Genomic DNA, 12264 nt, shown 5'->3' with positions numbered 1-12264 from the left:
CCTGAGACATGATCGAGGGCGCCGGCTGAGAGTGCGGTCTCCTCCTCGGCCGCCCGCACCAGCAGCGCGCCCGGGCCGCCGCTGCGGTCGAGGGTACTGCCGGCCTGCTTCAGCGTGGCGGCCTCGCCGATCGCCCGCACGGCGCGACGGATGCGCAGCTTGCCGCCGAAAAGCTCCAGCGACTTGGCCAGCCATATCGTCCAGGTGACGAGGGAGGCAAAGGCCAGCCCGATCATCACCGCCTTGACGACGATATCGGCCGCCATGAACATGCCCCATGGCGACAGGTCATGCGGCAAGGTCAATTCCATCGCCGTCGAAGGTCCGGCCTCGGCTGGCGCGGCTGTGTTCGGCTGGGTGCCTGGCTGCGAAGGCGCCATCGTGGCCGGCGGAGCGACTGCCGGTGCGGCGGGCGCCGGCGCAATCGGCGCTGGGGCCGTGGGAGCAGCCGGGGTGGGGGCATCAATCGCCGGCGCGGCACCGGCCGGTTGCTCCTGGGCCATCGCGCTGCCGGCCGACAGGATGACGGATGCGACCAACGCCGCCAACAAACCAGTTCTCGACAACAGCTTCTTCCTTGTTCTCACAGCGGCCAGCCGCCTTCTATTTCCCGCCGCCGCACCAGATCTCGTCACTGCACATAGCCGACGGGCTGGCCGGTGACGGGGTGCGCGAACACGCCCATCTCCACGCCGAAAATGCCTTTCAGAACATCGCTGCGCATGATCTCGCCGGGTGTGCCGCGCGTCAGCAGCTTGCCGTCCTTGAGCGCGATCAGTTCGTCGCAGTAGCGCGCCGCCATGTTGGGATCGTGCAGCACGACGACGACGCAGAGGTCGCGTTTGCGGCTGAGTTCCTTGACCAGCCCGAGCACCTCGACCTGATGGGCGATGTCGAGTGCCGAGATCGGCTCGTCGAGCAGCATGACGCCGGCGTTCTGCGCCACCAGCATGGCGAGCCAGGCGCGCTGGCGCTCGCCGCCCGACAATTCGTCCACCAGCCGATCCGCGAACCCGTCCATGTCGGTCAGGGCCAGCGCCTCGTCGACATGCTGCCTGTCCTGCGCGCGGAAGCGGCCAAGCGCGCCATGCCAGGGATAGCGTCCCAACGTCGCCAGTTCGCGCACGGTCAGGCCGGTCGCCGCCGGTGTCGTCTGCGGCAGATAGGCAAGCGCGCGGGCAAATTCGCGGGCGCCCCATTGCGGCAACGGACGCCTGGCGAAAGTGATGGCGCCTGAACTCGCCGGCTGTTGGCGCGCCATGAGCTTGATCAGCGTCGACTTGCCCGAACCATTGTGGCCGATCAGCCCGTAGACGCGCGAGCGCTGCAGTTCGAGCGAGACCGGACCGAGCAGCGTCCGCTCGCCGACGGCAAAGCGCACCGCGTCGATATGGAAGGCAGTCTGGGCATCAATTCCAGCCATGCTCATGGCTTTTCTCCAGTGCGGCCGCCCGCATTTCCAGATTCCGGCTTTCGACGGCTCATGCCCGGTTGACTATGAAACATGACCTTACTAGTCAACATTGAAGATGACTGCAACGATCAACAAATCGTCGCGACCGGCAATATCGACATGAAATTTGGAAAAGGGGGCGCAGGATGATCTCGGGACGTGGACTGATTTGGCAGGACCGGATGGCGCGGAAGCGCCTGCTGATCGCAGCGGTGTCGGTGCCGGCCCTGCTTGGCTGCGGCCATGCCCTGGCCCAGGAGACGGTCACCACCACCCTGGACCCGATCAACGTCCAGGAACGTGTCGAAAGCGCCTTCGGGCCGGTCAAGGGCTACGTGGCCACCAAGGGCTCCACCGGCACCAAGACCGACACGCCGCTGATCGAGACGCCCCAGTCGATATCGGTGATCACCAAGGACCAGATGGAAGCACAGGCGATTGACAACCTCGGCGGCGTTCTGCGCTACACGCCCGGCGCCACCGGCGATCTCTACGGCACCGACAATCGCGGCCTCGGCCTGCAGTTGCGCGGCATTTCGAACGCCAACGGCGTCTTCTACAGGGACGGGCTGCAGCTCAAGGAGAGCAATTTCATCCTGTTCACCGCACTCGATTCCTATGGCGCGGAACGCTACGAGGTGCTGCGCGGACCAGCGTCGGTGCTCTACGGCCAGGCTAGCCCCGGCGGCATCATCAACTATGTCAGCAAGCGGCCGACCGAGGAAAACCTGCGCGAGATCGAACTCGGTGGCGGCAGCTTCAATCGCTATGAAGGCAAGTTCGATTTCAGCGGTGCCGTGAACGCCGACAAGTCGCTGCTGTTTCGCCTCACCGGTGCCGCTCACATGGGCGACACGCAGACCGATTTCGTCAAGGACGACCGCATCTTCATCGCCCCGGCGATCACCTGGCAGCCCGATGCCGACACCAGCCTGACCATCCTCGCCAACTATCAGCGCGACCGCTCGGGATGGGCGATGCAGTACCTGCCTGCCTACGGCACGGTCATACCGGGCAAGGACGGCAAGTACCTGCCGAACAGCATGTTCGTCGGCGAACCCGGCTTCGACTCCTACAACAACGACCAGGCCTCGATCGGCTACGAATTCGATCACCGTTTCAACGAAACCTGGCAGGTGCGACAGCATGCCCGCTACGTCCACCTCACCCACACCGAGGAGGGCGTCTTTGGTGGCGGACTGACGGACTCGAACGGCCTGGAACCTTCAAGCGGCGACTACTACCGTTATGCAGATGCCGGCGGCACCAAACTCAGCGGCGTCACCATCGACAACCAGGCACAAGCCGATTTCGACACCGGGCCGCTTGCCCACACGCTGCTCGTCGGCCTCGACTACAAACGCTACACTTACCGCGACTATGCCTCGGAAGGGACCGTCGAGGACGGTTTCAACATCTTCGATCCGGTTTACGGGTACCCGATCACCGATCTGACGCCCTACACCGATACCGACACCACCCAGCAGCAGGTCGGTCTCTATGCCCAGGACCAGGTCAAGTTCGGCAACTGGCGGCTGACCCTTGGCGGCCGCCAGGATTGGTCGGACGCCAAGGTCTACGACAATCTGGCCGGCGGCTACATTCCCGAGCAGAAGGACAACGCCTTCACCAGCCGCGCCGGCCTGGTCTATCTCGCAGACAACGGGCTTGCGCCCTATGTCAGCTACTCCGAATCGTTCCAGCCCGTGGCCGGCGCCGACAGCGACGGCAATCTGTTCGTGCCCGAGACCAGCAGGCAATACGAGATCGGGCTGAAATACCAGCCGACCGGCTGGAACTCCTTCATTACGGCATCGGTTTTCGACCTGACCCGACAGAATGTCGTGCGTTCCGGTAATGAGGGCTCGCCCAACGATCTGTTCCAGACCGGTGAGATCCGTTCGCGCGGCGTGGAATTCGAGGCCGTTGCCAGCCTCGATTCCGGCTTCGACCTGAGAGCGGCCTACACCTATCTCGACACGAAGATCACCAGGGCGACCGCTGTCGAAGATGTCAACGGCGTCTGGGTCAGCAACGAGGGCAACACGCCCTTCGGCGTGCCGGCCCATTCCGCATCGCTTTGGGCCAATTACACCTTCATGGGCGGCAAGCTCGAAGGTCTCGGCCTCGGCGCCGGTGTCCGCTATGTCGGCTCGACCTATGGCGACGACGCCAACAGCTTCAAGGTTCCGTCGGTCGTGCTCGCCGACGCGGCGGTGCATTACGCCTGGCAGAACGCCACGCTCAGCCTCAATGCCAGCAATCTGTTCGACAAACGCTACGTCGCCTCCTGCTTCTCCTCGGGCTTCGGCTGCTTCTACGGCGAGGGCCGCAGGATCAACGGTTCGGTGAAATACACATGGTAGAAGCAATGTGGCGGGCCGGCCCAAAATGGCGGCGCTGACACGGCGCCAGTATCTTGCCGGCCTCGCCGCGACCGGTCTCGCTTTGCCGGGCGGCACGGCACGCGCGGCACCTGCCCGCGTCGTCTGCCTGGAATGGACATCGGCCGAAATGGTGGTCTCGCTCGGCGTGTCGCCGCTCGCCGTCGGCGACACCAGGGGTTATGGCGACTGGGTCCAGGGCCCGGCGCTGCCGCAGGCCACCATCGACCTGGGGTCGCGCAGCGAGCCCAATCTCGAACTGCTTCGGGAATTGCGGCCCGACCTGATCGTCGGCGCCTATGGCTATGGCTTGGACGAGAACAGCTTCACCAGATTGGCGCCGACCTTCAATGTGCCGTTCTACAGCGGCAAGGCTCCACCTTACGCGCAGGCGCAGCAGGTGACGCTGCAGCTTGGCAACATGCTTGGCCGTGGGACGGAAGCAGAAAACCTTGTCGGGCGCATCGAAGCCTCGATCGCCCAAGCGCGTGCCAGGCTGGAGCGGGCGGTGCAAAAACCGGTCTGCGTCGTCAGCATGTTCGACGATCGCCATGTCCGCGTCTACGGCGCCGGCAGCCTGCTGCAGGACGTCCTCGACCGGCTCGGCCTCGTCAATGCCTGGACCGGCGCCACCAATGAATGGGGTTTTTCGACGGTCGGCATCGAGGAACTGGTCGCCGTCGGCGAGGCGCAACTGATCTCGCTCGATCCGATCCCGCCGCACGTCAGGATCAGGATCGCCCGCAACTCGCTCTGGGCCAACCTGCCCTGCGTCCGGAACGGCCAAGTGCGGACCATTCCGCCGGTCTGGCCGTTCGGCGGTCTCACTGCTGCCGCGCGTTTCGCCGAATTCGTGGCAGCAGCATGATCGCTCAGGCAATGTCCCTGCCGCGACAGCGCGACGGCATCGGCGCGCTCATCCTGCTAGTTGCCGTGCCCGCGGGGCTGGCGCTGGTGCTGAGCGTCATCGATCTCATCCACCTTCTGCCGGCGCACCTGTGGTGGCAGGCGCTCACCGCCCCCGACACATCCGATCCAGTGCAGTTGCTGTATCGCTATGCTTTCCTGCCACGTGTCGCCGTCAGCGTGCTGGCCGGCGCGGCGCTCGGTCTCGCCGGTGTCGTCATGCAGCATGTGCTGCGCAACCCGCTGGCCGAGCCGACCACGATCGGCACCAATGCCGGAGCAAGCCTCGCTTTGGCGGCCGCCACCCTCTACGCACCATGGCTGCTGGAAGGCGGCCGTGAAGGGGTGGCGCTGGCTGGCGGCGCTCTCGCCACATCAGCCGTTTTCGCACTGGCGCGCGGGCGCAGCTTTTCGCCAGTGTCGATCATCATCGCCGGCCTCGTCGTCAGCCTCACTTTCGGTTCGGCCGGCGCGCTGCTGATGGCGCTCAACCGCGAATACACCGAGGAGCTGTTCATCTGGCAGAGCGGCTCGCTGGTGCAGAATGGCGATGCGGCCGTCGTTGCTCTGGCGCCGTGGCTGCTGGCCGGCATCTGCGCCGCGTTCCTGCTCTGGCGACCGCTACGCCTGCTCGATCTCAGCGACGACGGCGCGGCATCGCTCGGCACCCGCCCGGCCGTCATCCGCCTTGCCGGCATGGCTGTCGCCGTCTCGCTTGGCGCGCTGGTCGTCGCCGAGGTCGGCGTCATCGGGTTCGTAGCGCTCGCTGCCCCGGCGCTGGCGCGGCTGGCCGGAGCGCGCACGCTTGGCCGCCGCCTGGTCTGGTCGCCGCTGGTCGGCGGCGCCCTGCTCTGGCTCACCGACCGCCTGGTGCAGCATCTGCCGTTCGCCGGCGAAATCCCCGCCGGCACCGCGACCGCTTTGCTCGGCGCGCCGCTGCTGCTGTTCCTGTTGCCGCGAATGCGAACCACCCCCGAAAGGCAGGCCGATATGATGTCGTCCGTACGCCTGCCGACAAACGGCCTGCCGTTGATCGCCGGCCTGCTGGCGCTCATCCTCGCGGTTGTCGTCGCAATGGGCTTTGGCCGTGGCGCAGGCGGTTGGCACTGGATCGCATCCGAGGATTTGACCGAGCTGCTTGCCCTGCGCGCGCCTCGCGTCGTCGTAGCCCTGTCGGCGGGCGTCCTGCTCGCGGTCGCCGGCACGCTGATGCAGCGCATGACCGGCAACCCGATGGCAGCACCCGAAGTGCTCGGCATTTCCGGCGGCGCCTCTTTCGGCGTGCTGGCGCTGCTGTTGCTCAGCGACGGCTTCGACCGCGCGGCAATGCTCGGCGCCGCACTCGCGGGCGCCTTGCTGGCGCTGACGATCGTCGTGCTGGTCGGGCGGCGCAATGCACTGTCGCCGTCGCGGCTGCTGCTTGCCGGCGTCGCCGTGGCGACGGTCGCGTCGGCCTTCGCCGCGCTGCTTCTGGCCAGCGGCGATCCGCGCACGGGCTTCCTGCTCGCCTGGCTATCGGGATCGACCTATCGCGCAACGCCCAATGATGCCTTCACTGCCGCTGCGGTCGCGGTCGCCGTCCTCGCGCTGGCGCCGCTGACGGCGCGCTGGCTCGATATAGTGCCGCTCGGCGAAACTGCCGCGCGTGGCCTTGGCCTGCGGCTTGGACGGGTTCGCGCCATTCTGCTGGCACTTACCGCGCTGGCCACCGCAACCGCGACATTGGTCATCGGCCCGCTGAGCTTCGTCGGCCTGATGGCGCCGCATCTCGCGCGCATGCTCGGCTTCCGCCGTGCCGTGCCGCAGCTTCTGGCCTCGGCCATGACAGGCGGGCTGATCCTCGTTGCCGCCGACTGGGCCGGCCGGACGCTGATCTTTCCCTGGCAGGTGCCGGCCGGGCTCATCGCCGCCTTCGTCGGCGGCCCCTATTTCATGGCGCTGATGTGGAAAGGCAGGCAATGAAGTCGGCCCTGGCATATTGCCGGCCCTGCCCTGCCGATTGTAAGCAGCGCCCATCGATGGCGGCCGGTGCCCTCGCCGCGTCCATCAAGACAGCTTGCGGTTCACCTCGATGATCAGACGTTTCCTGTCCTATTACGCGCCCTGGAAGGGGCTGTTCGCGCTCGACTTCTCCTGCGCGGTGCTGGCCGGCCTGCTCGAACTTGGCTTTCCCATGGCGGTCCGCACCTTCGTCGACCAGCTCCTGCCACGGCAGGACTGGACGCTGATCATCATCGCCTCGGCCGGGCTGCTGGTAATCTATCTGCTCAACACGGTGCTGATGGCGGTCGTCACCTATTGGGGCCACATGCTTGGCATCAACATCGAGACCGAGATGCGGCGCAAGAGCTTCGATCATCTGCAGAAACTGTCGTTCCGCTTCTACGACAACCACAAGACCGGCCATCTCGTCGGTCGCGTCACCAAGGATCTCGAGGAGATCGGCGAGATCGCGCATCATGGCCCCGAGGACCTGTTCATCGCCATCATGACGTTCGCCGGCGCCTTCGTGCTGATGTTCACGGTCAACATGCATCTGGCGCTGATCACGGCGGTGATCGTGCCTCTGATCGCCTGGGTGACGATGCGCTACGGCGACCGCATGGAGCGCAACTGGCAGGCGCTCTACCGGCGTGTCGGCGATTTCAACGTCCGCATCGAGGAGAATGTCGGCGGCATGCGCGTCGTCCAGGCCTTCGCCAACGAGGAGCATGAGCGCACGCTGTTCGCACATGACAACCAGCGCTACCGCCAGACCAAGCTCGACGCCTACCGCATCATGTCGGCCAGCAATTCGCTGAACTACATGGGCATAAGGCTGATCCAGCTCGTGGTCATGATTGCCGGCAGCTACCTCGTCATTACGGGAGGCCTGAGCAATGGCGGCTTCGTCGGCTTCCTGCTTTTGGTCGGCGTCTTCGTGCGGCCGATCGAGAAGATCAATTCGGTGATCGAGACCTATCCAAAAGGCATTGCCGGCTTCCGCCGCTACACAGAGTTGCTCGACACCGAACCCGACATCGCCGACCGGCCCAGTGCCGTTACCGCCAGCGGCCTCAAGGGCTCCATCGAATATCGCGGTGTGAGCTTCGGCTATGGCGACGGCAAGCCGGTGCTCAGGGATATCGATCTCACCATCCGCGCCGGCGAAACCATCGCCTTCGTCGGGCCGTCAGGTGCCGGCAAGACCACCATATGCTCGCTGCTGCCGCGGTTCTACGAAGTCAGCGCCGGGCGGATCAGCATCGACGGCATCGATATCAGGGACATGACGCTCGCTTCGCTGCGCGGCCAGATCGGCATTGTCCAGCAGGATGTCTTCCTGTTCGGCGGCTCGATCCGCGAAAACATTGCCTATGGCCGTCTCGGCGCCTCCGACGACGCCATCGCCGATGCCGCGCGGCGGGCGCAGCTCGACGGCATGATATCAGGCCTGCCGGCCGGTTATGATACGATCATCGGCGAGCGCGGCGTAAAACTGTCCGGCGGCCAGAAGCAGCGGCTGGCGATTGCCCGTATGTTCTTGAAGAACCCGCCGATCCTGATCCTCGACGAGGCGACGTCGGCGCTCGACACCGAGACCGAGCGCGAAATCCAGAAGTCGCTGGCCGAACTTGCCGAGGGCCGAACCACGCTGGTCATCGCACACCGGCTGGCAACGATCCGCGGCGCCGACCGCATCGTCGTCGTCTCGGAGTCGGGCGTCGTCGAGCAGGGGTCGCACAGCGAACTGATCCGTGCCGGCGGCATCTATCGACGCCTGCACGACGCCCAGCATCTGGTGTCATCGCGTTGATCCACTATGGTAGCGGCCAAGCAGGGAGCCCCCGGATGATCAAGGCAACGCCCTTCGACTTTCCCTTTGACGGCAGGCTGGTGGCCGAAAACACCGCGCTGATCGTCATCGACCTGCAGCAGGATTTCCTGTCGACGACGGGCTACTTCGCCAGGCAGGGCTATGACCCGTCGCCTCTGAGGGCGATCCTGCCGACGGTGAGCCGGCTGATCGCGGCCGCGCGCAGGGCCGGCGTCAGGGTCATCCATACCAGGCAGGGCTATAGGGCCGACATGGCCGATATGACGCCTTACGAAAAATGGCGCCGCAAGCGCTCCGGTCTCGACGGCACCGATATCCTGCTGCGCTCGGGCACGGGGTTCCAGATCGTTCCGGAGATCGACGTGGCACCGCACGACATCATCGTCGACAAGACCTGCAACAGCGCCTTCACCTATACGGATTTCGAGCTTGTGCTCCGCGCGCAAGGCATCACGCATCTCATGTTTTCCGGATGCACGACGGATGTCTGCGTCCACACCACGCTGCGCGAAGCCTGCGACCGCAAGTTTCAATGCCTGACGATTTCCGACGCCTGCGCCAGCGGCGACAAACAAGCCCACGAGGCCGCGCTTCATATGGTGACGGTCGAAGATGGCGTCTTCGGCGCGCTGGCGGATTCGGGCGCTGTCATTGAAGGCCTGTCGCGGCTTGGCGACAGGCCCGAGGCAACAAAAGGCTGAAGGACTTCAGCCCGTTGCGCGCGTCTCCAATCCTGCACGAGACGCATATGCTCCAGGCTGGAATGCCTCGTGTTCGCGACGCGCCAGCGAATTGCGCAGCAGGGCGATCGTTTCCCGGCCGAGCGTTGCGATCTCGCGTGGCGTGTCGACGCCGACAATCATGAATTCATCGATCCCGAGGGCTGCATAGGCAAGCAGCGACAGGGCGGCCTGGGCTGGCGGCCCGGCAACATCGACCGCCTTGTGGCCGGAGGCGGAAGCACCCTGGTGAATCCCGACCGGAAGCGCGAAGCGCAGCTTGCCGGCCCGGCCATGTTCGGCGGCGGAGCGACGCACCCGCTCCATCAATTGCCGGATCTCGTCGATCGAGCCCGGCGCCAGTTCAAAGACATCGGCATGCCGGCCGGCCACCTTGAGCGCCGTTCCGGACTGCCCGCCCATGCGGATGACCAGGTCGGCGCCGTGCGGTCCCTTGCGCGGCACGTAGCCGCCCTTGATGCTGTAGAACGTTCCTTCGTGGTCGAAGGGCCGGTCGTTCGACCACAGCCGCTTCAGCAGCACCAGATATTCGTCTATTCGCTGCCAGATGACGGTGTGCCCGACCGGCCGTGTTTCGGCGTCGGCATCGCTCAGCGGCTCGCTGATCATTCTCAGCGCCAGGCGTCCGCCGCTTTGCCTGTCGATCGACGCCAGTTGTCGGGCCGCCACAGTCGGTTCGACCACGCCCGCCCAATGGGTGAGCACGACTTCCAGCGACGAGGTGCGATCGAGCACCTGGGCCGCAAGATCCATGTTGGTCAGCAGTCCGGCCGAATCGTCGACGACGATCTTGCGGAAGCCGCCGTCCTCGATCAGCCCGAGCTTGGTCGCGGTCTCGGCAAAGTCGTAGAAAAAGGGAACCGCGGCATCGGCGGTCTTGCCGGGAATATGCGTGAACTCGATCGGCATTGCCATGTCCTCCGTGGTGTCGGGCGCGCGAAAGCACGCCGAGGATTCGGTTCATTCAACTCCAATTGCCTGTAAGTGGTGGGGCAGCTAACCCCGGTCGATCTGACGACTCAGGGAATAAGACCCAGAACAACGGCCCCGGTGAACACGAACGCAAGGGCAAAGACGAGATAGGCGAAAGCCCCGGCATAGGCCGGGCGGAAGGTCTGGGCATTGGCCGCCCGCTGACCACTGCGATCCGTCTGGGCGTTCTGGATATAGGACATATCGACCTCCGTCTCGTCTGTTAATCTATAAAACTTGTAGACTTTGTCGATTGCTATTTTTCGGTCAAATCTAGAATAATTTTCTCTTAGGTGACGGGAAGTTGGTAGCCACTTGCTTACAGGGGCACTCGGGCGGCCGATCCGTATGGCGCGTCCGTTTTCGGGTCTGCGTCCGAATGGACCTATGGCCTTGCCCTCGCGGCACTCAATTCGTGGATTGGCCGCCCGGCGCCGGCGCGGTAGCATCACCCAACCAGCAAAGCGAAATCGTCACATAAGGGGCAAAAAAAATGGGCACAAGACTGGCCGGCAAGGTCGCCATCATTTCGGGCGGCGCGACGGGAATGGGTGGAGCAGCCTCGGAGTTGTTCGCCGCCGAAGGCGCCAAGGTGGCGATCATCGACCGCAACGGCGAGGCGGCCGCCGCAACCGCAGCGACAATCAGGGCACGCGGCCATGTCGCCGAGCATTTTGTCGCCGACGTCTCCGACGAGGCACAGGTCGAAGCCGCCGTGAAGGGTGCTATCGAAAAACTCGGGCCCATCACCGTGCTGTTCAACCACGCCGGCACCATCGTGATAAAGCCCTTCCTGGAGACCACGGTGCAGGAATGGGATTGGCTGCATGCCGTCAATGTGCGCTCGATGTTCCTGATGACGCGCGCCGTTTTGCCCGGCATGATTGCGGCGGGCGGCGGCTCGATCGTCTGCACCTCGTCGATCTCGGCGGTGGCGGCTACTCCCAACGAAGTGCTCTACGACACCACCAAGGGCGCTTGCCACATGTTCGCCCGCGCCATCGCCGTCGAGTTCCGCGACCGCAACATCCGCTGCAACGCCGTCTGCCCGGGCTTCATCCGCACGCCGCACGGCCTGCGCGAGGTTGCCGACCTCGGCAGGCTCGGCGTCGATGTCTCGGACGCAGCGCTGGCCGCGCAGCAGGGCCGCATCGGCGAGCCGGAAGAGGTGGCGAGGGCGGCGCTTTACCTGGCCAGCGACGAGTCGAGCTTCGTCAACGGCACGCATCTGTTCGTCGACAACGGTTTTACCGCGATGTGAGGCGACGCCTGGCGCCCTTCCTCTCCCCCGTCGATCGGGTGAGAGGTGTCGAGCGCAGCTCGACGGAGTGGGGGTCGACGGAGTGGGGGCGACCCTTGGGCGCGGTGCAGGAAGATTCTTGCGCCTAGTGGCCTTCCAATGTCCGTCGCGACGGTTGCCGGGTGGTTCCCCCACTCCGTCGCGGCTTCGCAGCGCCACCTCTCCCCCCTCCGGAGGGAGAGGAAATGGCACCAAGCCCTGCTTGCTAACGCTCCTCCCTGCGAAATGGCTTGAGCAGCGCCGACGGCGCCACCGCGTTGCGCGACATCACAGCCATGGCGACGATGGTGAAGATGAACGGCAGCATCAGGAACGCCTCGTAGGGGATGTGTCCGAGCCCGCTCGCCTGCATGCGCAGCTGCAAGGCATCGCCGAAGGCGAACAGAAGTGCCGCCCCCGCCGAGCGCCATGGATCCCAGCGGCCGAAGACGACCAGCGCGATCGCCACCCAGCCGCGCCCGGAGACGACGCCGAAGGTGAAGGCGTTGAACTGCGCCATCGACAGGAAGGCGCCGGCCAGCCCCATCAGCGCGCCGCCGAGGACAACCGCCTGGAAGCGTGTGGCGATGACGCTGACACCGGCCGAATCCGCGGCACGCGGATTTTCACCGACCATGCGCACCGACAGGCCCCATGGCGTGCGGTAGAGTATGAAAGCGGCCAACGGAATGGCCAGGATCGCCATGTAGACC

At 65.2% G+C, this 12264-nt stretch carries 10 protein-coding genes and 1 pseudogene; 6 read left to right on the top strand and 5 right to left on the bottom strand.

The genetic code is table 11. From position 1 onward, the window contains the following. Positions 1-566, bottom strand: a pseudogene (locus EN879_RS09535) (tonB-system energizer ExbB); the annotation flags it as partial. 65 nt (positions 567-631) lie between these two features. Beyond that, positions 632-1423, bottom strand: a complete 792-nt coding sequence (locus tag EN879_RS09530; RefSeq protein WP_063170397.1) for an ATP-binding cassette domain-containing protein — start codon at positions 1421-1423, stop codon at positions 632-634. A 212-nt stretch (positions 1424-1635) separates the two neighbouring features. Here EN879_RS09530 and EN879_RS09525 point away from each other — a divergent pair, with 212 nt between their 5' ends. The 5 genes from EN879_RS09525 (at position 1636) to EN879_RS09505 (ending at position 9261) form a co-directional block, all read left to right on the top strand. Then, positions 1636-3819: a TonB-dependent siderophore receptor gene (locus EN879_RS09525; protein ID WP_244514244.1), complete on the top strand. Its 2184-nt coding sequence runs from the start codon at positions 1636-1638 to the stop codon at positions 3817-3819. Between the two features lie 25 nt (positions 3820-3844). Beyond that, positions 3845-4705: an ABC transporter substrate-binding protein gene (locus EN879_RS09520; RefSeq protein ID WP_063169484.1), complete on the top strand. Its 861-nt coding sequence runs from the start codon at positions 3845-3847 to the stop codon at positions 4703-4705. Beyond that, positions 4702-6705 carry a Fe(3+)-hydroxamate ABC transporter permease FhuB gene (fhuB, locus tag EN879_RS09515; RefSeq protein ID WP_063169485.1) on the top strand — a complete coding sequence of 668 codons (2004 nt, stop codon included), beginning with the start codon at positions 4702-4704 and terminating at the stop codon, positions 6703-6705. The genes EN879_RS09520 and fhuB overlap by 4 nt, the downstream gene beginning before the upstream one ends. Before the next feature lie 109 nt (positions 6706-6814). Next, positions 6815-8539, top strand: coding sequence for an ABC transporter ATP-binding protein (locus EN879_RS09510; protein WP_063170398.1), 1725 nt, complete (start codon positions 6815-6817; stop codon positions 8537-8539). Between the two features lie 35 nt (positions 8540-8574). Next, the gene (locus EN879_RS09505) at positions 8575-9261 is read left to right on the top strand and encodes an isochorismatase family cysteine hydrolase (RefSeq protein WP_063169486.1); all 687 of its coding nucleotides are present in this window, start codon (positions 8575-8577) and stop codon (positions 9259-9261) included. Positions 9262-9267: 6 nt separating this feature from the next. On the opposite strand, the gene EN879_RS09500 is transcribed toward EN879_RS09505, so the two are convergent. Both EN879_RS09500 and EN879_RS09495 read right to left on the bottom strand, forming a co-directional pair. Next, positions 9268-10209, bottom strand: a complete 942-nt coding sequence (locus EN879_RS09500) for an LLM class flavin-dependent oxidoreductase (RefSeq protein ID WP_013528961.1) — start codon at positions 10207-10209, stop codon at positions 9268-9270. Positions 10210-10319: 110 nt separating this feature from the next. After that, entirely contained in the window at positions 10320-10475 is a 156-nt protein-coding gene (locus tag EN879_RS09495; RefSeq protein ID WP_013528960.1) for a hypothetical protein, read from the bottom strand. Positions 10476-10765: 290 nt separating this feature from the next. Here EN879_RS09495 and EN879_RS09490 point away from each other — a divergent pair, with 290 nt between their 5' ends. Then, the gene (locus EN879_RS09490; protein ID WP_024504731.1) at positions 10766-11533 is read left to right on the top strand and encodes an SDR family oxidoreductase; all 768 of its coding nucleotides are present in this window, start codon (positions 10766-10768) and stop codon (positions 11531-11533) included. Between the two features lie 244 nt (positions 11534-11777). Here the strand turns inward: EN879_RS09490 and EN879_RS09485 are convergent. Then, positions 11778-12264: ABC transporter permease (locus EN879_RS09485; RefSeq protein WP_164774358.1), on the bottom strand; the 487-nt coding region annotated here is incomplete at its 5' end.

This window comes from Mesorhizobium sp. M7A.F.Ca.AU.002.02.1.1 (genome assembly GCF_003998535.1).
GTDB classification, from domain to species: Bacteria; Pseudomonadota; Alphaproteobacteria; order Rhizobiales; family Rhizobiaceae; genus Mesorhizobium; species Mesorhizobium ciceri.
Note: the sequence above shows the minus strand (reverse complement) of the source record. Positions and strands in the feature narration are given on the sequence as shown.